Below are 23556 nucleotides of genomic sequence, written 5' to 3' on the forward strand. Positions count from 1 at the left end.
CTTTCCCACCCCTACAAGGCGTTTTCTAGGAATGTTGGGTTAAAATGAAATTTTTTTTGAGAAATATTTAATTGATTGTCAGGTAGATACAAAAAAAAGCTCCAACTTCTGGCGGGGAGCCTGAAGAAAGAGCTTGAATGTCATTCCGACTGAATCGGAATGTCGCCGAGTCAATGATGTTTTCCCAGGGAAAACATGTTATTTTTTCATCACCGGGTAAACCAGATTTTGATCTCCCAAGACTACCTGTAGGTAATACATTCCAGGCTTTACCGCATAGTTTGTCAAATCCAAATGAATTTGCGGTTCCTGATCTGTATTCGGAAGTTCAAAACGAGCCAGCGTACGACCAGTCATGTCATAGAGTTCTAAGTTCGTGATCAAGTGATTCATTCCCGAAGCGGGCAGCTCCAGAATCAGTTCTTGATTAAAAGGGTTTGGATATACCCGTAAATCTTCTTTTTGAAGGTTAATCAGTTCTTCGGATAGCAGCGTTCCAGCATAAACCGTTTGGCAAACGGAGTCTGCACAATATCCAGTCGAGCTTGAGTCAATAACCGTTAAGCACACATCGTAAGCACCTGCTTTTGGAAACAAATGGAGTGGATGGCTTGCCCAACTTTTGGTTCCATCACCAAAATCCCAGATGTAGCCTATGCTCGCAGAAGAGGCAATGCTGTGGTTGAAGAATTGTACCAAGTTCCCAATAGAATCCTGAGAAGAGAAATTGGCCAAACAACCTGGTTGAGATTGAATTAAAACGGTATCGCAAAAAGTATCGGTACAGTTTACGATGGAATCGCTAAGAATCAAGCAAACCGTGTAGGTTCCTGGAGAAGCGTATACATGCTGAGTGTTGTACAAGTTTGAGCCGATGGAATTATCACCAAAATCCCATTTCCAATCTACCCCGGGACTTGTAACCGCGGAGGTATTTACAAATTGTACGGACTGCCCATTGGTTACATAGGTAAATCCGGCTCCACAAGGAGTAGGAACGGTATAGGTGAAACTGTGACAAATGCTATCAGAGCATCCTGTTAGAGAATCAAAAATGGTGAGGCACATGGTGTAGGTGCCTGATGACGTAACTGTATGGGATACATTCTGAGTTCCAAAAACGCTTCCGTCGCTCATCAGCCAGAGATAACTCATGGAAGGTCCGCTTGGGGTAGAAGTATTAATGAAATCGAACCTTCCTGGGGTCAGGGTGTCAGGAAAAATCGAAAAGCTTGCCTGACAGTTGGATGGGTGAATGCGCACGGTATCGCAAATGGTATCCACACAAGCCAGAATAGAATCATAGGCAATAAGGCATACGGTATACAATCCTGGACTGGAGTAGGTATGCTGCGGATTTTTTAAGCGGCTCGTGCTCTGATCTCCAAAATCCCAATCGAATAGACGAGTGGTAGGAGAGGAGGTGTTTACAAAGGTCACCGAGTTTCCGGATACTTGATAGCTAAATCCAGCTGCACAAGGTCCTCCTGAAGTGATAACCAGGGTGTCGCAAAAGGTATCCGTACATCCTTTGGCCGAGTCAACAACGGTTAAACAAACGATATAGCTACCTGGATTGGAATAAGTATGATTAGGATGCTTTTTCGAAGATTGTGTACCATCTCCAAATACCCAGGTATAAAGAGCCAAACTATCCGCAATGGACGTATTGCTGAATTGAACAGAAGGTCCTTGAATTTGATGGGTAAAAGAGGCTGTCGTATTACATGGAGCTTGAACCGTAACACTTTTACAAATTGAATCTGAGCACAAAGAATTGGTGTCAATCACCGTTAAACAAATCATATAAGTACCTGACGATTGGTAGGTGTGCTGAGGTGTTTTTTGAAAACTCGTATTTCCATCACCAAAATCCCAATACCATTGCGTAGGCTGAAAGGGGGTGGATGAATTGGAGAAATAAACGGTGAGGCCAGTGTCCACGTAATTGAATTGGGCATTACAACTGCCCACTGCTACAGTAATCGTGTGACAAACGGAATCCATACAGCTTTGGGTACTATCTGAGATGTACAAGCAAGCCGTATAGGTACCTGGATTGGAATAGGTATGCGTTGGGCTGTGTGTATAGTTAAGCGGAGAGGCATCACCAAAGTTCCAGAAATAGCTAAAGGCACTGGTAGAGTTATTGGTAAAGCTCACTGATGCTCCATTTACTGAATGAGTAAATGCTGCATTACAAGGTGGGGGAGGTGGTGCTACTGTAACCACTACTGTGTCGCAGTAGGAGGTAACACAGGATATGGAAGTATCTTCCACAGTCAGGCAGATCGTATAGGTGCCCGATGCCATATAAGTGTGTGTATGGGTGGTAGCAAAAGTGTTACTCGTGGTGCTATCCCCATAGTCCCAGCTCAATTTGTTGTAGTTATTAGACAAATTGTTAATGGTCACCGTAGGGCCATTAACCACGGTGCTATAAAGAGCCGAACATTGGGCTTGAGCATCCATAGTTCCGATAACCAGCAAGGCGATGAACCAGACATATATGTTTTTGAACCACATCATTTTTGGTGAAGCTATCGACTTATACAAGCCTTCTTCTCCCGATGTTGGGTTTTCCAAATTAAAGTTGGAAAACGGTTTATATTTTGGACTTCTTTTCAATGTCATTTCTATCAAAATCGGTAAAACAAACCTATTTGTGCACCCAGTGCATCGTACTTAAGATTGATGATTTCGTTGTCTTCATAGAGGTAGTTTAAGTTGGTTTTCCAGAACAGATCAGAGTATAATCCAAGTCGATTCCATTGGTACTTTATTCGACCCTGAACCTGGTAGTTAAGCAATACCTTGCGGTAGCTGCCCGCTATCGGAGTAGGGACCTCGGTTCCGTTGTAGATCGATGGCATGGTTTGATTGCGGGTAAGTAGGCCCACAGAAACACCTGTCATCACACCAAATGTGAATCGCTTTTTACCGAACTCATATCCTACCATGAGTGGAATCTCAACGTAAGAATGGTTTAGACTAACCCGATGATCCAATTGATTGGTATCCTCAAATTCTACCAGTAATGTATCGGTGTTGGGAATGTAGGTGGAGTCCTCAATGCGATGGCTAATGGTGTCAATTCTTAAAATGGGTCCACTTGGATCATCGATAAATATGGAGTCATGTACTTCTACAATCACCTCACGAATAATCCATTTACCCTGATCTACCACAATGGATTTCTGGAGCGTCTCATACTGCTCGTAGGTGTAATCCAGATCGGTGTGATAGCTCTGGTAAAGCATTCCTGTGTTTACGAAAAACTGATTTCGATACAGAACAAGATCGAGTCCACCATTCTTGGTAATAATGGGCTCCTCGGATACCCGAATATTTGGATTGAGGGATTGGGTGATGGCGGGAAGGTTATAACTCGCCCCAAACTTGATTCCAATTCCCCAATTCCAGTCAGCAGGCTTTCTTGCCCGGTCCGCGCGACCGAAGCTACTATTAGCGTCATCAAACTCAGGCTGCTGGATTCCATTTTCCGGGAACAATCCAGGTCCACGAGATTGAAGTAGGAATATCCGGTCCGGTGAGATCATAAAGGTAGACTTACCCGCTCGATCGTTTGCCGCGACGATAGATTCCTCATGGTCCGTTTCGTCACTCTCAACAGCTGCAATAGCCACAGGGGTTGATGGTGAAGTTGAAGACGAGGACGAAGATGACGGTGAAGGCACTGATGAGACTGATCTTTCAGGCTGCGTCGTATTGAATTCTTCTGGTGCTGCGACATTCGTTTCATCCGAATGATTCATTTCTGTTTCATCCTGAGTTTTCGCCAGGGCATTCTTGGAGGCTGGGGGAGTAACCGGATTTGGATTTCCTGTTATTCCTGCATCCGAAGTTCCGGCAGCAACACCCTTAGCCGAAGTAAAAACGGGTGTGGCCGAAGAAGCTGTAATCGGTAGATCCTCAATAATTCGATCACTACCAGATTCCATCGATTGCTCAGCAAGCAAAGGCTGATTCGAATCCATCCAATAGTAACCAGCCAAAGCCATTGTAGAGGAGAGCATCGCTCCCCAAAAGAGGTACAGGAAGAATCTCCTGTTGTTCCCTTTTTTCTTCTGGATATGATCTGCTGCATCCTGCCAATATTGATCTTGGTAGGGCGGATCGTACGCTTCGGCAGCCGTACGAAACAGATCATCCAGGTTAAAATTTTGCTCTTTTTCCATAGTTAAAGAATCTTGCTGAGCATTTCCTTTAATTTATTCCGGGCATTGTTCAAATGCCAACGTGATGTTCCTTCCGAAATGTCGAGCATTTCGGCAATTTCTTCGTGTTTATACCCTTCAATGACGTAGAGGTTAAAGACCTTGTTACTCATTGGGGGAAGTTTGCGGACCAAGTGCAGAATTTCTTCTGCGTCAAACTGTTGCATAACGTCGTTAACTGATCCACTAACTAAATTGGGTTTCATTTCAACAGCTTCCCGATTAGCGGTATTCTTCTTGGTCTGCTGTTTTTTGTATTCATTAATAATGGTATTCACCGCAATTTTTCGGATCCAGGCTTTGTACGGCACTTCCTCTTTTTTCTTCTCCAGATTGAGCAGAATCTTGTAGAAAATGTCGTTGAGCATAAAGCGAGCATCCTCTTCGTTAGGATAATAGCGGATACACAGAGACATTAGGTACCTAAAGCTTTTTTTGAAAAGTTCTTCGTGCGCCCGCTTGTCTCCCTCAATACACTGCTGTATCAGGTGACCACTTATATCCATTTCCGTCTTGCTTACCACTACAACGACTGCATTTAAAATGTTGGGCCAGTTTTCAATTTATTCCATGAAATACAAATAATGACGTTAATTGCTTGTATTTCAGATTTTTATATTGAAAATTGATCGCCCAGTTTTTACGGCTTCTAACTATGAAAGTTACTTCACTTCAAAAAACGGAGACCAGATTTCGGTCAATTCGAAAGTGCTTTTTACAAAATAAGACGTAAAAAAAGGAGATAGGTAACTTCCCATCTCCTTAAATCCCTTCATCCAACGATGAACGGGCCAAATCTTAGTGCTATGAACAAGGGCTATAGCAAGCCTGTTATTTCTTCATCCAACGGGGATACCGATGAGCGGTAACGGTGAATGAGTTTGCCATTCTCGTCCAAAAGGTATTTTTCAAAGTTCCATTTGATATCGCCTGTGAAATCAGGGTTTTCCTGAGCATTCAACCAGGTGAATAAAGCATCTTGATCATCACCTTTAACCGAAACTTTGGCGGCCATAGGGAAGGATACACCATAGTTTTTCTGGCAAAAGCTTTTGATCTCGTCGTTACTTCCAGGTTCTTGTGCGCCAAAATTGTTGGCAGGAAATCCTATGATTACCAGCTTCTCACCGTAAGCTTCCCAAAGTTCTTGCAACTGCTTATACTGGGGAGTAAAGCCACATTCCGAAGCGGTATTGACAATCAAAATCTTCTTGCCTTTGTAATCGGCAAAATTGATTTTATCACCAGCCAGGCCGGGTGCGCTAAATTCATGAATGGACTCCTGAGCCATAATCGATAGATTTAAGAGGATAAAAGATAGAATAAGTGAAATTTTCATTGTCGTTTTCTTTTCAAGACAATTCAAAGTTAAAATTGTGGAGAATTCCCATTCGAACTTTCTGCTACAAGCGTCGGCTCTAAACCAAACCAGCTCTTTTTAACAGCGGCTTTAAGGCCGGATCTTTACCTCTAAATCTTTTGTAGAGAACGGATGGATGCTCGGAGCCTCCTTTTTCCAATATGTTTTCGCGAAAGCGATCAGCCACTTCGGCATTAAAGATTCCTTTTTCCTGAAAAGCTTCGAAAGCATCAGCGTCCAACACTTCAGCCCATTTGTAGCTGTAGTATCCGGAGCTGTATCCACCACTAAAAATGTGGGCAAAAGCACAGGAAGAGTTGGTGCCTTCCACACCGGGTAGCAGGGCAGTGCGCTCAACGGCTTGTTGTTCAAATTGCGCCACGTCTGCCACAGGTTCATCATTACGGTGATGCCAGGCCATATCGAGGAGGCCAAAACTGAGCTGACGGATAGTTTGGTATCCTTCAAGAAAAGTAGCGCTCTGTTTTACTTTTTCCAGCAGTTCTTCAGGCAAAGCTTCTCCGGTTTCATAGTGGCGGGCAAAGAGGTCTAAACACTCTTTTTCGTAACACCAATTTTCCAAAATTTGAGAAGGCAGCTCTACAAAATCCCAGTACACATTGGTTCCAGACAGGGATTGATATTTTCCCTGACTCAGCATGCCATGGAGGGCATGGCCAAACTCGTGGAACAAGGTCTTTACCTCATTAAACGTAAGAAGCGAGGGTTTATCAGATGTAGGTTTGTTGAAGTTGCACACGATGGAAATGTGCGGACGAAAATCCTCCGTGCCTTCGCGGTATTGATCCCGGTAGGAAGTCATCCAAGCTCCAGGACGCTTCCCCGCTCTTGGGAAAAAGTCGGCATAGAAGAGGGAAATGAATTCCTCATTTCTTCCATAAACTTCATAGACCATAACCTCTGGGTGGTAAAGCGCCACTTCCTGATTAGGCTTAAAGGTTAGCCCATACAGGCGATTGGCGGTTTCAAATACACCATCAATGACTTGTTCCAACGGGAAGTAAGGCTTGAGCAGCTCGTCGTCAAAATCGTACTTGCTCTTCTTTAGTTTTTCACTCCAAAAGGAAAAGTCCCAGCGCTGCAGGGGCAACTCAGCCCCTTTTTCGGCTGCAAATAAGGATACCTCATTTATCTGTTCCTTAGCTACAGGCAGAGCCAGATCCAATAGCTCGTCCAAAAAGGACTGAACCTGGGCAGGAGTCTTGGCCATACGCTCTTCCAACACGTATTCGGCGTGAGACTTATAACCTAATAATGCTGCTCTCTTGGCTCTCAATTCGGCAATTCGGGTAACTATTTCCCGGTTGTCTTGCTCTGGATTTCCGTAAGCCCTGGAAGCAAATGCACGAAACAATTTTTCCCGGAGCTCCCGGTTTTCGGCATAGGTCATAAAAGGAACGTAACTTGGATATTGCAGGGTAAACATCCAGCCTTCTTTTTCCTGGCTTTGGGCCGTTTCCCGAGCACCTTGAACTACACTATCCGGAATTCCAGCTAAGTCTTTTTCATCCGTAATTAAAAGTTCAAAGGCATTGGTTGCGGCCAATACATGCTGCCCAAAAGTCACTTTGAGCGTAGCCAGTTCTTCATCTATTTTTTTGATGGCCTCCTTCGCTTCGGTCGAGGCTTCTGCACCGTTTCGTTTAAACTGCTTGTACGTTTTTTCGAGCAGCATACGATCGAAGGTATCCAGGGATTCCAAATCCGTGGAGTCATATACTTTCTTGACCTGGTCGAATAGTTTTTCGTCCAGGGTTATTTTGTTTTGGTAGGCCGTTAATCGGGGTGAAAATTCATGAGCCAGTTGTTGCAATTCGTCGCTGGTTTCAGCTGAATTCAGATTAAAAAACGTCCCCGCTACAACTCCGACCTGACGGCCGCTTTTTTCCAGTTCTACCAAGAAATTTTCGAACGTGGGATTCTCAATCGACTTGAGTTCTTCTATTCGGTTTTCAGCCTCGGAAATAGCCTTTTCGAGAGCAGGAATAAAGTGATCATTTTGGATGAGGTTAAAGGGAACCGATCCGAAGGGAGTTTTAAAGGGGGCCAGAAATGGATTCATGAATTTTTCGCACAAAAATAGAGTACGAGTTTATAAAACACCTTTTTAGATGTAAGTGGTTATCCATCAATTTGATAAATTTAACGGTTTGATTCGGATACTCGAGGAATCTTGAAAATGACTATGAAAAACTGGAAGTTTACCTGGACTCTGGTTGTGCTTTTGGCCTGGACCGCTTGTCACACCAATTTGCTTGCTCAAAAAGAAGCGAATTGGTGGTACTTTGGCATGAACGCCGGACTCGATTTTAATCCCGGATCACCACCCACTGGATACAGTAATGGGGCTATGACACCTTTGGAAGGTTGCGCCTCAATTTCTCACCCAACTACGGGTGTACTTCAATTTTATTCCGATGGAATTAGTGTTTGGAATCGAAACCATGTCCAAATGGCCAATGGATTTGGATTGCAAGGAAATGCCTCGTCCTCTCACTCCGGAGTAATTGTTCCATTCGTGGGAAATCCAAACAAGTACTACTTGTTCACTGTTCCTGCCGGACCGTCGATTGGGGCGAAGTACTCGATAGTGGACATGACCCTAAATTCAGGTTTAGGCGATGTGGTAATCACTTCCAAGAATACCTCTTTGAGTACCATTCCCGTTGCCGATAAGCTCAGCGCTATTGGGCATAAAAACGGAAAGGATATTTGGGTAACCATCCAAGATGATGGCAATTGGTCTCTTCATTCCTTCTTAATTACCAGTACAGGGGTTTCTACTACTCCGGTAATTTCTACGGTTTCCGGAGTTCCTGCTACCACCGTGGGGCATTATGGCTGTATGAAGTATTCCCCCAATGGAAAATTGCTATGTACCGTGGCCGGGAATCGCGACAACCTCATGATTTTCAATTTCGACAATGCCACTGGAGTATTGACCAATTTGGTAAATGTGTCCAACAACATTGATTACGATTTGATTTACGGGGTAGAGTTCTCTCCCAATTCAGAAAGGTTGTATATCTCCACTCGTTCCAAGGTTTATCAATTTGATGTTTCTCTTCCAACGAGTGCGGCTATTCTGGCTTCCAGAGTAACGATTGCCAGTATTTCCACTCCGGTTTTTGCCCAAATGCAGTTGGCTCCGGATCAAAAAATCTACATTTCCCGACCTGGTCAATCCTATTTGTCCTTAATCAATGCGCCGGATTCCTTGGGTACAGCTTGTAACTACTCCGCCATCGGTTTCAATTTACCTTCTGGGGCTTCTTGTCGTTATGGGTTGCCAACTTTTATCCAATCGTTTTTCGAAACTACAGTCCTGTCAGTAGAAGATGCTTGTGATAGCCAATACGTAAAGATCTCCGTAAAAGACACCAGTGCCCCAGATTCCGTTTACTACGATTATGGAGACCCCGCTTCGGGCTCAGCCAACTATTCCTGGAACCTGCTGGATAGTCACCAGTTTTCCACCTACGGCAAATTCTTAGTTACCGCCTTTGCATATTATACCGATAAACAAGGAAAGGTAGTTGTCGATACGCTTCTGGATACCATTCATGTGGAACGCCCACCGGTGGTTTATCTGGCCAGCGATACCATGGTGTGTATATGGGACTCCTTATTTGCCAAAGTCACACAAACGAGTGATTTTGATCTCCTCTGGAGCGATAGCAGTACCGAGAATTATTACAAAATTGATACAACCGGAACCCTTTGGGTCACGGCGACCAATCGATGCGGAAGTTCGGTAGATACAGCCACGATTGATAGTCTATTCCTTCGATCCATAGATCTTGGGCCCGATACAACTTTATGTGTCGGTGATACCATATTCCTGGACGTTTCTGATACCCTGGCCAGTTACCTCTGGTCGGATAGTTCCACCTCTCCCTATTTTGCCATAGATACGGGTGGATTGGTTTGGGCACAGATCACAAATGTGTGTGGTATAAAACGGGATTCCATTAAAGTGGATAGGATTGATGTTCCCCATGTAGACCTGGGCCCGGATACCGTTGTTTGTTTATCCTCCAACTACATTTTGGGTGATATTCGGGAGGACTATACCCGATACACCTGGCACAACGGCTGGGTTAACATACCTCAAATTTGGGCCAATTCGACCGGCTTAAAGTGGTTGGAAAAAGAAACCGATTGTGGAATTCATCGGGATTCGGCCTTCGTGGTGGTACAAAAACCACCTAAGGTAGATTTGGGTGCGGATACCCTTCTTTGTTTTGGAGATACCTTAACGCTTGCCGTTCTGGATTCACACATCACCATTGCCTGGCAAAACGGATCTTCTGATTCGATTCAAAAGGCCTTTGAGAAGAAAACCTATTGGGTGGACATTACTAATTCCTGTGGCAGTGCGAGCGATACCATTGAGGTAGATGTTCTCAAATCTCCGGTGGTGAAACTACCATCCGATACCGTACTCTGCCAAGGCGATTCGCTTATGGTAGAAATGCCTAATCCTCAATCTACCTATGCCTGGAGTGATGGCAGTACGAAGCACTTCTTGAGAATCTCAAAACCCGGCATTTATTGGGGACGAGCAACCAACTTGTGTGGTTTTGCCCAGGATCAGTTTACCGTGAGTTACGACGATACGCTCCGAGCCGATTTAGGACCAGATACAATCCTGTGTGATGATCAGATGACCACCATTGGTGTGGTCTATCCAAATGGTCCAAACTATTTGTGGGACGACGGAGCTACTACCCCCAGAATTCAGGTGAATGCGGCGGGTACTTATCGGGTAACCATCTCTAATTCTTGCGGCTCTTCTACTTCTGAAAAGATCATTTACATGGACTATACTCCTGAACCCGATTTAGGACCAGACCAGTTCATTTGTAATGGGGAAGAGGTTATCCTTCGGACAGGAATTACCGAAGCAGATTTAGATCAATCTACCGTAAAATGGCAAAACCGCTATAAGCGAACGGAATTTGGTGTTTCGGAAGAAAATCAATGGTTTGTGGAAGTGGCCAATCATTGTGGAGTAGGTCGCGATACCATGAGACTTGGGGTGCATCCACTACCACGAGTTGGACTTCCTCTGGATACAACATACTGCGATGGTCAATTTCTCATTGATCTAACTCGTCACAACTACGTATTGGAGTGGGAAGATGGATCCTCCGAAGACCAACGCGTCATTCAGGAACCTGGTGACTACATGTTGATCATGGAAGACGAAAACGGCTGTAAGAACATCGAGCGAATGACCGTGAAAGAATGCCCGGGAAAATTCTATTTCCCTAATGCCTTTTCACCCAACGACGATCAGCTCAACGATCGCTTCCGGGTCTTTAAAACCGATCTTTCTCATTTCCATATTCGGATCTACAACCGGTGGAATGAGTTGGTCTACGAATCTCCTGACATCGAAGAAGGCTGGGATGGAACCCGAGGCGACAATCAAACCGATTGTCCGGTGGGGCAGTATGTCTTTAAAATCGAATTCCGGGAAGAGGCCAACGAACAAACACAGATTTTCACCGGTACCGTTTTTCTTGTTCGGTAGAATTTAGAATAATCTTTTAGGAGGTACCCAACCAAAGTGTTGACTTTCAGGTGTATTCTATTAACCAATAGTAATATCGGTTAACCAGCATTCATGCAAAGAGCGATTCAATTTTGGATAAAGTGCCTTTGCTTTCTTTTATTAATAGGGGGTAGCACGGCAAATCTGAACGGCCAAAGGGAGGCAGACTGGTGGTATTTTGGGTCCAAAGCAGGCTTGCATTTTAATGGCTCATCGGCACCCATTGGCCAGAACAATGGAGCTATGCACGCTATTCTTGGATGTGCCTCTATTTCTCATCCAAAAACGGGAGTGCTCCAGTTTTATACAGATGGTCGAAGTGTTTGGAATCGAAACCACGCACAAATGGCTAATGGATACGGACTGCGAGCAAGTACAAGCATCTCCCAGACCGTAATAATTGTTCCTTTTGTTGGAAACCCCAATAAGTACTATTTATTTACCATTGGCGGCACTGGCACTGTTTCAGGGTTAGATTATTCCGTGGTGGATATGACATTAAACTCAGGTTTGGGTGATGTTGTTGCGACTTCAAAGAGTACGCCCTTGGGCACAATTTTGGGACCTTGTAGACTCAGTGCAGTTAGACACAAAAATGGGAAGGACATTTGGTTAACCGTCCAGGATGCTAATAATTGGTCTTTTCATTCCTTTTTGATAACCAGTACTGGTGTCTCAAATGTTCCCGTCATTTCACCAGTCACGGGTGTACCAACACCTCATGCAGGTAATCACGGTTGTATAAAGTTTGCCCCAGATGGAAAGCTCCTTTGTGCTACAGCTGGTATCCGTGCTAACCTGATGTTGTTCCATTTTGATAATTCAACTGGAGTCTTGACCAACTTAGTGAATGTTACCGATTCCTTGGATTATTTCCTGGTGGATGGGGTAGAGTTTTCGCCCAATTCTGAGGTATTGTACATAAGCACTCGCACTAAAATCTATCAATTTGATGCATCCCTTTCTACCAGCGCTGCTATTCTCGCTTCACGGAAAACAATTGCAACTACAAATGTTCCGCATTTTACTCAAATGCAACTGGCTTCCAACCGCAAGATTTATATATCCAGACCCGCTCAATCTTATTTATCGGCAATTGATGACCCTGATTCCTTAGGTCTGGCTTGCAATTTTACCGGTATCGGCAGTTCACTGCCTTCTGGAGCAGTTTGTAGGTGGGGACTTCCAACCTTTATTCAATCGTTTTTTGCACCAGTCTTTGATATAGAAGATGCCTGTGATAGCCAATATGTCAAGATTTCGATTAGTGATACCTCTGGCCTTGACTCAGTTTTCTACAACTATGGGGATCCTTCCACTGGTTCTGCGAATTACTCCTGGAATGTGTTGGATAGTCACAGGTTTTCGACTTATGGTAAATTCTTGGTGACGGCCTTTGCCTACTTTACGGATAAACAAGGACAAGTTGTGGTGGACACCCTCTCCGATACGATTCATATTGAACGTCCCCCCATGATCTATTTGGCCAGTGATACGATGGTTTGCTCTGGGGATACGCTTTTTGCCAAAATCACCCAAACCAAGGACTATAATCTGTTGTGGAGTGACAGCAGTATCGTAAACTATTACAAAGTTGATACCCCAGCTACTGTTTGGCTTAAAGCTACTAATCGATGTGGAAGTTCAACAGATACGACTACAGTGGACAGTTTATTCCTTCGATCGATCAATCTGGGTCCGGATACCACTCTCTGTGTAGGAGACACGATTTTTCTCGATGTCTCCGATACCTTAGCGACCTATCTGTGGTCAGATAGTTCCACAGGACCTTATTTTGAAATTGATTCTGGTGGGTTGTTCTGGGCTCAGGTTACCAATGTTTGCGGTATAAAACGAGATTCTATTCAGGTGGATACCATCGATGTTCCGCAGGTAGACCTAGGTCCGGATACCGTTGTTTGTTTATCCTCCAACTACATTTTGGGTGATATTCGAGAGGATTATACTCGATATACCTGGTACAATGGTTGGGTTAATGTTCCGCAGATATCGGCCAAATCAAGCGGGTTAAAGTGGTTGGAAAAAGAAACCGATTGTGGGGTTCATAGAGACTCAGTTTACCTTATTGTTCAGCACCCTCCTGTGGTAAATTTAGGGCCGGATACCTTGATTTGTTTGGGTGACACGCTAAATCTACATATCCCTGATTCTCATATTACGATTAACTGGCAAAACGGAACTTCGGACTCCATGCAAAAAGCCTTTGAAAAAAAGACCTATTGGGCGAATATTACCAATAGCTGTGGAAGTGCCAGGGATTCAATCGAGCTGGATATACTCAAATCACCCGTCGTTAAATTGCCATCCGACACGATTCTTTGTCAAGGTGATTCCTTGATGGTGCAAATGCCTAATCCCGTATCCACCTACGTATGGAGTGATGGAAGTACACGACATTTTTTAAGGGTGTCCAAACCTGGAGTGTATTGGGGGAGAGCTACGAATATTTGCGGTTTCGATCAGGATCAATTTACCTTGAGTTATGATGATACCCTTCGAGCCGATTTAGGTCCCGATACTACCCTGTGTGATGATCAAATGACAACCATTGGAGTCATATACCCCAATGGGCCAAGTTACTTATGGGACAATGGAGCCCAAACTCCTCGAATCCAGGTTAACTCCGCTGGTATTTACCGGGTAACCATTTCAAATACTTGTGGTTCTACCACTACTGACAAAGTGATTCACATGGATTACACTCCCGACCCTGATTTAGGTGCAGATCAGGCCATTTGCTTGGGTGATGAAATAATCCTTAGAACCGGAATGACCGAAGCCGAATTGAATCAATCCAGGGTGAAATGGCAAAATCGTTACCAGCGAACCGAGTTTGCGGTATCTGAGCAAAACCAATGGTTTGTGGAAGTAGCCAATCATTGTGGAGTGGGCCGGGACACCATGCGATTGGAGGTGAATTCTCTACCCCATGTTGGGTTGCCAAAGGATACGACTTATTGCGACGGTCAATTTTTAATAGATCTATCCCGGTTTAACTACCAGGTCGAATGGGAGAACGGCTCTTTGGATGAACAACGGTCTATTTATGAAGCTGGAGACTACATCTTATTCATAGAAGACGAAAACGGCTGTGAGAACATCGAGCGAATGACCGTGAAAGAATGTCCTGGAAAATTCTATTTCCCCAATTCCTTTTCACCCAACGACGATCAGCTCAACGACCGTTTCCGGGTCTTTAAAACCGATCTTTCTCATTTCCATATTCGGATCTACAATCGCTGGAATGAATTGGTCTACGAATCTCCTGACATCGAAGAAGGCTGGGATGGAACCCGAGGTGACAACGAAACCGATTGCCCGGTAGGGCAGTATGTCTTTAAAATCGAATTTCGGGAAGAGGCTAACGAACAAACTCAGGTTTTTACAGGAAGCCTATTACTGATTCGATAGACTTTAGTTTTATTTGTGAATGGGGGTTACCCAACCAAAAGGTTGATTTTCAGGTGTATCCTAATAGCCAATAGTAATATCGGTTAACCAGCATTCATGCAAAGAGCGATTCAATTTTGGATAAAGTGCCTTTGCTTTCTTTTATTAATAGGGGGTAGCACGGCAAATCTGTACGGCCAAAGGGAGGCTGACTGGTGGTATTTTGGAAAAAAAGCCGGTTTGCATTTCAACGGTAATGCAGCGCCTATTGGCCAAAACAATGGGGCGATGTCTCCTCTGGAAGGTTGCGCTTCCATCTCCAACCCCCTTACCGGAGCTCTTCTTTTTTATACCGATGGAATCCAGGTATTTAATCGCAATCATCAGCAAATGGGTAATGGATTTGGGCTTTTAGGACATTCTTCCGCCTCTCATTCTGCCGTAATTGTTCCTTTTATTGGAAACCCCAATAAATATTATGTGTTTACCGTACCGGCCAACCCTACCATCGGTGCTCATTATTCGATTGTGGATATGACCTTGAATAATGGCCTTGGGGATGTGGTGGCAATAGGTAAAAACACAATTATAAATCCTACTCCAAATTTTCAGGTTTCCGATAAATTAAGTGCCGTTAGTCATGCCAATGGAAGGGATGTTTGGGTAGTTATACAAAACGAAATGACCTGGGATTTTTATGCCTATTTGGTCACCAGTGCTGGGGTTTCCACAACACCGGTGATTTCCACTGCTTCGAGAAGCGGTTGGGGAGGAGTAGGGCATTATGGCTGTATGAAGTTTTCCCCAGATGGAAAATTTCTATGTGCCGTCGCAGGTAGTAATGATAACTTGAAAATAATGTCCTTTAATAGTTTAACTGGAAAGGCTCTACCCTTGGTGGATGTGACAAGTTCATTGCATTACGATTTTATCTACGGGGTGGAATTTTCGCCCAATTCCAAATTATTATACATCTCCATTCCTGGCCGCATCTACCAATTTGACTTGACGCTTTCGAATAGCGCTGCGATACAAAATTCCCGAACAATTATTGGAACCATATCAGGTTCAGGATTATTTGCTCAGATGCAGTTGGCTCCAGACAAAAAGATCTACATCGCCCGGCCGGGAAAAAATTTCCTTTCTCGAATAGATTTTCCGGATTCTGCTGGAACAGCATGTAATTACGTGAGCAACGCGGCAACTCTTCCCTCAGGAGCCTATTGTGAATATGGTTTACCTACATTCATTCAATCCTTTTTCGAAACCACCGACTTCGACGTTCAAAATGCCTGCGATGGGCAGTATGTTAAGATTGCCCTAAAGGATGCCAATTTAGTCGATTCGGTCTACTATGATTATGGCGATCCAAGTACCGGAGCATTGAACAATTCCTGGAATCCGCTGGATAGCCACTTCTTTTCCAGGGCAGGGAAGTTTAAGATTACTGCACACGCTTACTACACCGATGGATTTGGAAGAGTCTACATCGATACCCTTTACGATTCCATAGACATTAAACTTCCTCCAATAGTCAGTTTACCGGGAGATACCATTCTATGTGCCTGGGATTCCATTGAGGCCAAGATTAGTCAAACCACGAATTATTCCTTGCTCTGGGGAGATAGTAGTACGGGCAACTTTTTGCCAATTGATTCTGCAGGAACCTATTGGGTAACTGCACGGAATCATTGCGGTCAATCATCTGATACCGTTGAGGTGGATAGCCTTCTCCTACGCCATATTGATTTAGGTCCGGATACCTTGTTTTGTGTGGGCGATACCCTTCGATGGGATCTTTCCGATACGCTGGCCACCTACCTTTGGTCCGATGGATCTACGACCCCTTTATACGAAGCCGATACCACCGAAACGATTTGGGCAGAAGTGTCCAATTTTTGTGGCGTAAAACGGGATACTATTCTCGTTGAACGTGTCCCAATGCCTCATACCGATTTGGGATCGGATACGGCCGTTTGCATCTATTCAAATTTTGTGTTGGGCAGCTCCCGTGAACCCTGGATGTCTTATGTATGGCATACCGGACAAGTGGATACATCACAAGTGATAGCCAACAAATCGGGATGGTATTGGTTGGAAAAATCCACCCTTTGTGGTGCTCATCGGGATTCGGTACGAATCATTGTTCAAGATTCACTTCAACTCAACCTGGGTAATGATACGCTCATTTGTTTTGGAGATACCCTTCATTTCCACATTCCGGATTCACCGGCAACTGTTACCTGGCAAGATGGAGCGACAACCTCCAGATACCTGGCGTTTGAAACCAAGACCTACTCCGTGGAGGTAATGAATACTTGTGGATTTGCCTGGGATACACTCAATCTTACAGTGCTTAAACCACCTGTGGTTGATCTCCCTTCGGATACGGCTATTTGCCAAGGCGACACCCTCTGGTTAGATATCTCTAATCCACTTTCCACCTATGCCTGGAGTGATGGAAGCACCAACCCGACCTTCGCCTTATTCAAGCCTAGTACCTATTGGGGACAGGCAACAAACCTTTGTGGGGTTGATCAGGGGCAGGTCAATTTTGCATTAGATATTTCCTTATCCCTCAATCTGGGTGGAGATACCATTCTGTGCGACGATGCCTTTATCGAATTGGGTCAGAATTTTCCAAATCGACCGAAGTATCATTGGAGTACAGGAGCCAAATCTGCCAAGATTCAAGTGAACGCTGCCGGAACTTATAGACTAACTGTTACCAATAGTTGCGGGTCCTACCGTTCGGAGCGAAACGTTACCATGCAATATTCTCCAGACCCGTACTTGGGGCCGGATCAACTCATTTGTGCAGGAGAGGAATGGGAACTTACCACTGGAATGACCGAAAGCGAGCTGTTGTACTCAACCGTTACCTGGCAACACAAACACGTTCAAGAGACCTTTAGGGTCAACGAATCCAAGGATTGGATAGTGGAGGTTCAAAACTATTGCGGAATAGGTTATGACACCTTCAACCTCCATGTTGAGCCACTCCCCAAGGTTCGGTTGCCGCTGGATACCCTGTATTGTGACGAACCATTTTACATTGATTTGACTTCCTACCCGTATTATCTGGAATGGGAAGATGGTTCGAACGATAACATGCGTTGGATTGATCAACACGGAGATTATCAGCTGTTGGTTCGAGATGACCATGGCTGTGAAAATTACCTTCCCTTGAATATCAAGAGATGCCCGAATGAATTCTATTTCCCGAATAGCTTTACACCCAATCGGGATCAGGTAAATGATCGTTTTCGGGTTTTTAAAGCGGACTTGATAAATTTTGATATTCAGATATTTAACCGCTGGAATGAACTCATTTATGAATCGGGTGACATAGAGGAAGGTTGGGACGGGACCCGTATGGATAATGGTACTGAATGCCCCGTGGGACAGTACTTGTGGAAGGTAGAGTTTAAGGAAGATTACAACCATCAAACCCAAGTTTTAACTGGCCAGGTATATTTAATTCGATAACCGGCGGTTTTTTGCTCGAAAATTCGGATATTACACCAAACCAAAGTCGTGGTTATCAGGTATATACTAATAGCATCGCGGTGTGAATAATGGGATAGTCAGCATTCATGCACAAAACGTATCAAGTATGGGTTAGGTTTTTTTGTTTCCTACTGCTTGTAGGAGGCATGGTAACTGCGTATGGCCAAAGGCAAGCAAACTGGTGGTATTTTGGAAATCACGCTGGGTTGGATTTTACCTTGGGCTCTGCTACAGGTGTGGCCAATGGTGCACTACGAACCACCGAAGGATGCGCCACCATTTCTGACCCCAATACGGGCCAACTTCAATTTTATACGGATGGTACTTCGGTTTGGAATCGAAATCACACTTTAATGCCGAATGGAACCGGTTTGATGGGACATTCTTCTTCCTCTCACTCCGCCATCATTGTTCCTTTTCCCTCTAATCCCAATCGCTATTATTTATTCACCGTTCCTACTATGCCCAGCGGTGGAGCACGTTATTCCATCGTAGACATGTCCTTCGCCGGAGGATTGGGTGACGTAGTGATTAATAGCAAAAACAGACCTTTGAGCAGTATTCCTGTTCCCGATAAAATCGCGGCAGTGAGGCATGCCAATGGCCGCGACTTTTGGGTGGTGATTCAGCACAATACCACTTGGGATTTGTACGCCTATCTTATCGATTCAAGAGGTGTTTCAACAACGCCCGTTATAACTCCTATTTCTGCTCCCGTATTGGGACCTGTGGGGCACATCGGATGTATTAAGTTTTCACCCGATGGAAGCCAGCTTGCTACCTTTAGTTCCAATCGTGTGCTCACCCTGGCCAACTTTAATGCCGGCACAGGTACCTTTACTCAAATTCGTCATAACCAAGGAGTTCCTGGTACCGGTTATGGAATTGAATTTTCAGCCAATTCCCGTGTTCTCTATGCAGGAAATACCCAGGATATTTATCAATTTGATACTCAAGCCGGAACGGCATCTCAAATCTGGGCGAGCAGGGTCAAGATTCCAGGACCAGGAAGCGTAAGCATTGGCCAGCTTCAATTGGGCCTTGATCGTAAAATTTATTTAGCTCAAATGACTTCGCGACAGTTGGGAGTTATTCATTTTCCGGATCGCTTGGGTTTGGCTTGTACTTTTAGTCCCAATGGAGTGAGCATTCCCGGCACGGCTCAGAGTCAATACGGTTTGCCCACTTTTGTTCAGTCTTTCCTTGACGTACCGGAGATTCTGATAAAAGGTGCCTGTGAAAATGGGTTTACCACTGTTTCTATCGTTAATCCAAATTCCGCTGATTCGGTTTATTACGACTACGGTGACACGCTTTCGGGAGTTAATAATTACTCTACTCATGCCATCGATTCTCATCAATACAATCAAGCCGGACCGTATTTAATCACCGCCATTGCCTGGTATACGGTCAATGGCCAAGTAGTGGTAGATACTTTTCGGCAAATGGTTCAGATAACGCCCATCCCTCAACTAAATGTTACTCAAGACACGCTCTTTTGCCGCGAAGATTCGATTTGCATTTCGGTGTTGAACACATCGGCGTATTCTGTTTTATGGATGGATAGCTCTACCTCGTCCTGCTTAACCATTGATACGGCTGGGGCCTATTGGGTAGAAGCCATCAACGAGTGTGGTGTGAGCCGCGATACGGTGCATGTGGATAGTCTTTTTCAGCGCTCACTGGACTTAGGACCGGATCTTCCCCTGTGTCCATCTGACACGGTGGAACTCGTGATACGAGATACCATGGGAAACTATTTGTGGAGTACCCAGGAAACCGACTCGTTGATTCAGATCACACAAGCGGGAACTTATTGGGCGCTGAGCAACAATCAATGTGGATTGAAAAGTGATACGATTCGAGTTTATGATTTGGATCCTCCCGAAGTAGATTTAGGCGGCGATACTGCATTTTGCGGAGGAACCTGGTACGTATTGGATGCTCATTGGCCTGGTTCAAGTTATTTGTGGCACGATGGAAACCGACACAATTACCGCCACTGGGCTCGAACTACTGGACTTAAATGGGTAGAGGTAACCAATGCCTGCGGTGTGGCCTCAGATAGCGCTTATATTGAGGTACATCACCCCTTGTTTTTTGATTTGGGTCCGGATAGTGTGCTTTGCGAGGGAGATAGTATTCACTTGAAACCCTTTATTGGATTTGGAAACATCCTTTGGAGCGATTCGTCCTCCGAGAAAACGATACAAATTAAGAAACCCGGCACCTGGTGGCTACAAGTCACTAACCTTTGTGGTTCCCGTTCCGATACGATCCACTTTCGTAACGAATCGGCCCCGGAGGTGGTATTCCCGTCAGATACCGTTCTGTGTATGGGGGAGGGGCTTACCCTTTCTCTGGACAGTCCGTCAACGGCATTTGCCTGGAGTACAGGTGATACCGGGTATTCTATTTATGTTCAAAACCCCGGGTTGTATTGGGGGAAAACAGCAAACGAATGCGGTATAGCCTCTGATAGCCTTCAGGTTTATGTAGACGTTCCGTTAAAACCTACCCTAGGCTCAGATACCACGCTGTGTGAAGGTCAGCAGTTTTCCATGGGATTCCAATTCCCGAATAATCCTGGATACCTCTGGAATACGGGTGAAACAAGCTCCCACATTCAGGTGGCTTCTGAAGGGGTTTATTCCGTTACCATTAGCAATGCCTGCGGACCTTATACGGCCCACCGCCGAGTAGATCCATATTACAAACCTGTTATTGAAATTGGGGCCGATACCATTCTCTGTTTTGGAAAATCATTGCTTTTGAAAAGCGGCCTTTCTATGGCAGATATGAAATATACTGATCTGGTATGGAATGGATCTTACGCCAACAAGGAATGGGTGGCTGCTGAATCCGGAGAACACTTCCTGGAAGCTACCAACCGCTGTGGAACTGCCCGAGACACCATGGTATTGAGCTACTTCGATCCTATTCACCCTCATTTGCCAGAAGACACCGGACGATGCGAAGAAATAATTCTACCCACCTGGCATCCTGAAGGGCATCGCTACTACTGGTTTCATAATGGAGATTCCATCGCTGATGAACTTCGAAGCTATCGCTATACTTTGGTGGATAATCACGGATGTCAACAAGAGTTTTCGTTAGAATTGGTAGACTGTCCCTACCAATTCTATTCTCCCAGTGCTTTTACACCCAATAGTGATCCTCATAATCCCACTTTCAAGGTTTATTTAACCGGTGGGTATGATTATCACCTCACGGTATTGAACCGTTGGAATGAGGTTGTTTTTGAAAGCTATGAAACTGAACAAGGGTGGGATGGGATTCGCCAGGATAATGAAACTCATTGCCCTGATGGTGTATACGTATGGAAGCTTTCCTTCCGCAACGATTTTGACGACCAACTCATTCATCAAACCGGCCAGGTAACTTTGTATCGTTAAGCTGAGAATTGCCTGACTTCATTTTTTTCTTGTCCTCGATTTGAATACCTTAGTGACAAATAACAGAGAACTATGCGATACGATGTTTGCGTTATTGGGGGAGGACCTTCGGGCATCGCAGCAGCCATGCGATCCATCGATTTAGGAAAAAAAGTACTACTCATTGAGAAACACAAAGTGGGTGGTGCCGGAGTTTTTAACGGAGCCCTTTCTTCCAAAACCCTATGGGAACTATCCGAGAATTACAAAATTGCCAAATCCAATAAATACGGGTACTACGTATTTGACAGCGAGCTTGATTTTCGCACCGTTATTGGCGAAATGCACAAAGCGGAGAACGAAAAGCATACCCAGATAATGGAGCAAATTGAGGACCTCGAAAAAATGGAGGCCATTCGATTTATCCGGGGCACAGCCAAGCTTCTTGACCGGAATACCGTACAGGTTGAGTTGAAAGATGGGATCATCGTAGAGTATGAAGCCGACAACATCATTCTCGCTGTGGGTAGCAGACCCAGATACCTTCCTAACATTCCGATTGATGAAAAAACCATCATGACCAGTGACGGGATCAGCTCTTTGGAAGATTTCCCAAAGAGTATCGTGATTTTGGGTGCCGGTGTGATTGGATGTGAATTTGCTACCATCTTCTCCAACTTTGGAAAAACGAAAGTCTATCTCATTGATAAAGCGGATCGAATCCTGCCATTTGAAGATGATGATATTGCTTCCATGGTTACGAGTAATCTGGAAGAAAATGGCGTTCGTGTACACCGCAACAGCAGTTTGAAGTCCATGGAGATTGTGGATGGAAAAGTGCAATATGTACTGGAGTACAAGGACGGTCGGACCGAAACCCGCACTGTAGAAAAAGCACTTATATCGGTTGGACGGATTCCCAATGTCGAGAATCTGGGTCTAAAGGAAGTTGGAATGAAATTGGACGGTCGTGGATTTGCAGAAGACGAGGACACCCAGACTTCCATTCCCAACATCTATGCAGTAGGTGACTTTACCGCTGATATTGCTTTGGTAAACATTGCTGAAATGGAAGGGCGGTATGCCGCCGAGCGGATTGCGGGTAATATTACCTCGCCCATGCATTACAACAACATTTGTACGATCATGTTCCTCAATCCTGAGGTTGCAGGAGTTGGAAAAAATGAACAACAATGCAGGCAAGAGGGCACTCCCTATAAAATGGCTTTGATGAGTTACCGTTACGTAAATAGAGCCATTGCCAAGAGGAAAACACAAGGCTTCTTCAAAATTCTGGTCACCGATGACGAGGACATGAAGATTCTCGGAATGCGTGCCATTGGAGATCAAGCCTCATCTACCATCGAGTCTGTTGGTTTGATGATTGCCCTGGATCGAAGCGTGCACGACCTGGCCAATTTGATTTTTCCTCATCCTGCCATCACTGAAGGACTTCAGGAATGCGCTCGTATGCTACTTGGCAAATCCATTATTAAACCAAGTACAATGAACTTACACCTCAAGTGTTATCGGTTTACCAAGGAAGGGGAGATTCAGGATTTGTTTATGACCGGATTGGCTGAAGAAAACACTAATTAGCCGGGTAGAATCCTTCCGGGGATTCCAAATTGGTGGTAAAGGTGTACTTGTTGGTGCCTAAATCCAGGTGCATTACATTGGTTTGATCTTCAAACAAATTCAGGATTAGGGTATTCATGATGGAAATGGATTTGGGCGGTTTTTTGCTGGCAATTTCCAGGTAAACAAAAGTGACATCCTCTTCCGTTTCAAATCCAATAAAAGCCCAGGGCGAATCCTTCTCATTTAATTTGACCTGAAAGTTTTTGGAAAAGTAATCCAGTAAGGCCTCTTCGTTAACTTCCTTATGCCCATCCTTCTTCAACGCATCGAGCAGATCGTCTGAGAACAATTTGGCTGAAATCTGCAAGGATTTCGAATCATCGCTGTAATCTACGCTGGTAATGGAAAAATGCAAGGGATGAGCCTTTAGAGACGTCATACTAAGCAAAGAAAGGGCGATGGTTAAAATCAATTTCATGG

At 44.6% G+C, this 23556-nt stretch carries 11 protein-coding genes; 5 read left to right on the forward strand and 6 right to left on the reverse strand.

Going from position 1 to position 23556, the window contains the following annotated elements; translation table 11 throughout:
- Positions 1-198: 198 nt before the first annotated feature.
- The 5 genes from KFE98_12825 to KFE98_12845 all read right to left on the reverse strand — a co-directional run bounded on the left by KFE98_12825 (position 199) and on the right by KFE98_12845 (position 7681).
- Positions 199-2529, reverse strand: coding sequence for a PKD domain-containing protein (locus tag KFE98_12825; GenBank protein UTW60905.1), 2331 nt, complete (start codon positions 2527-2529; stop codon positions 199-201).
- A gap of 110 nt (positions 2530-2639) precedes the next feature.
- Positions 2640-4199 carry an outer membrane beta-barrel protein gene (locus KFE98_12830; protein UTW60906.1) on the reverse strand — a complete coding sequence of 520 codons (1560 nt, stop codon included), beginning with the start codon at positions 4197-4199 and terminating at the stop codon, positions 2640-2642.
- A 2-nt stretch (positions 4200-4201) separates the two neighbouring features.
- Positions 4202-4762, reverse strand: a complete 561-nt coding sequence (locus KFE98_12835; protein ID UTW60907.1) for an RNA polymerase sigma factor — start codon at positions 4760-4762, stop codon at positions 4202-4204.
- A 293-nt stretch (positions 4763-5055) separates the two neighbouring features.
- On the reverse strand, positions 5056-5577 hold the full coding sequence (locus KFE98_12840) for a glutathione peroxidase (protein UTW60908.1): 522 nt from the start codon (positions 5575-5577) through the stop codon (positions 5056-5058).
- 79 nt (positions 5578-5656) lie between these two features.
- Positions 5657-7681, reverse strand: a complete 2025-nt coding sequence (locus tag KFE98_12845; GenBank protein UTW60909.1) for a M3 family metallopeptidase — start codon at positions 7679-7681, stop codon at positions 5657-5659.
- Positions 7682-7804: 123 nt separating this feature from the next.
- Between KFE98_12845 and KFE98_12850 the strand changes: the two genes are divergently transcribed.
- The 5 genes from KFE98_12850 to KFE98_12870 all read left to right on the forward strand — a co-directional run bounded on the left by KFE98_12850 (position 7805) and on the right by KFE98_12870 (position 23094).
- The gene (locus tag KFE98_12850; protein UTW60910.1) at positions 7805-11158 is read left to right on the forward strand and encodes a gliding motility-associated C-terminal domain-containing protein; all 3354 of its coding nucleotides are present in this window, start codon (positions 7805-7807) and stop codon (positions 11156-11158) included.
- 264 nt (positions 11159-11422) lie between these two features.
- Complete coding sequence (locus KFE98_12855; GenBank protein ID UTW60911.1) at positions 11423-14611, forward strand: gliding motility-associated C-terminal domain-containing protein; 3189 nt, start codon at positions 11423-11425, stop codon at positions 14609-14611.
- A gap of 267 nt (positions 14612-14878) precedes the next feature.
- Positions 14879-18079, forward strand: a complete 3201-nt coding sequence (locus KFE98_12860) for a gliding motility-associated C-terminal domain-containing protein (protein UTW60912.1) — start codon at positions 14879-14881, stop codon at positions 18077-18079.
- 167 nt (positions 18080-18246) lie between these two features.
- The gene (locus KFE98_12865; protein UTW60913.1) at positions 18247-21516 is read left to right on the forward strand and encodes a gliding motility-associated C-terminal domain-containing protein; all 3270 of its coding nucleotides are present in this window, start codon (positions 18247-18249) and stop codon (positions 21514-21516) included.
- Positions 21517-21588: 72 nt separating this feature from the next.
- Positions 21589-23094, forward strand: coding sequence for an NAD(P)/FAD-dependent oxidoreductase (locus KFE98_12870; GenBank protein ID UTW60914.1), 1506 nt, complete (start codon positions 21589-21591; stop codon positions 23092-23094).
- On the opposite strand, the gene KFE98_12875 is transcribed toward KFE98_12870, so the two are convergent.
- Complete coding sequence (locus KFE98_12875) at positions 23087-23554, reverse strand: hypothetical protein (GenBank protein UTW60915.1); 468 nt, start codon at positions 23552-23554, stop codon at positions 23087-23089. The genes KFE98_12870 and KFE98_12875 overlap by 8 nt on opposite strands.
- Between the last annotated feature and the right edge of the window lie 2 nt (positions 23555-23556).

The organism is bacterium SCSIO 12741, from assembly GCA_024398055.1.
Classification (GTDB): Bacteria; Bacteroidota; Bacteroidia; order Flavobacteriales_G; family Salibacteraceae; genus SCSIO-12741.

Coding starts and splice junctions, on each gene's coding strand:
- KFE98_12825 (UTW60905.1), bottom strand. CDS start 2,529: ATGATGTGGTTCAAAAACATATATGTCTGGTTCATCGCCTTGCTGGTT.
- KFE98_12830 (UTW60906.1), bottom strand. CDS start 4,199: ATGGAAAAAGAGCAAAATTTTAACCTGGATGATCTGTTTCGTACGGCT.
- KFE98_12840 (UTW60908.1), bottom strand. CDS start 5,577: ATGAAAATTTCACTTATTCTATCTTTTATCCTCTTAAATCTATCGATT.
- KFE98_12845 (UTW60909.1), bottom strand. CDS start 7,681: ATGAATCCATTTCTGGCCCCCTTTAAAACTCCCTTCGGATCGGTTCCC.
- KFE98_12850 (UTW60910.1), top strand. CDS start 7,805: ATGAAAAACTGGAAGTTTACCTGGACTCTGGTTGTGCTTTTGGCCTGG.
- KFE98_12855 (UTW60911.1), top strand. CDS start 11,423: ATGCACGCTATTCTTGGATGTGCCTCTATTTCTCATCCAAAAACGGGA.
- KFE98_12860 (UTW60912.1), top strand. CDS start 14,879: ATGTCTCCTCTGGAAGGTTGCGCTTCCATCTCCAACCCCCTTACCGGA.
- KFE98_12865 (UTW60913.1), top strand. CDS start 18,247: ATGGTAACTGCGTATGGCCAAAGGCAAGCAAACTGGTGGTATTTTGGA.
- KFE98_12870 (UTW60914.1), top strand. CDS start 21,589: ATGCGATACGATGTTTGCGTTATTGGGGGAGGACCTTCGGGCATCGCA.
- KFE98_12875 (UTW60915.1), bottom strand. CDS start 23,554: ATGAAATTGATTTTAACCATCGCCCTTTCTTTGCTTAGTATGACGTCT.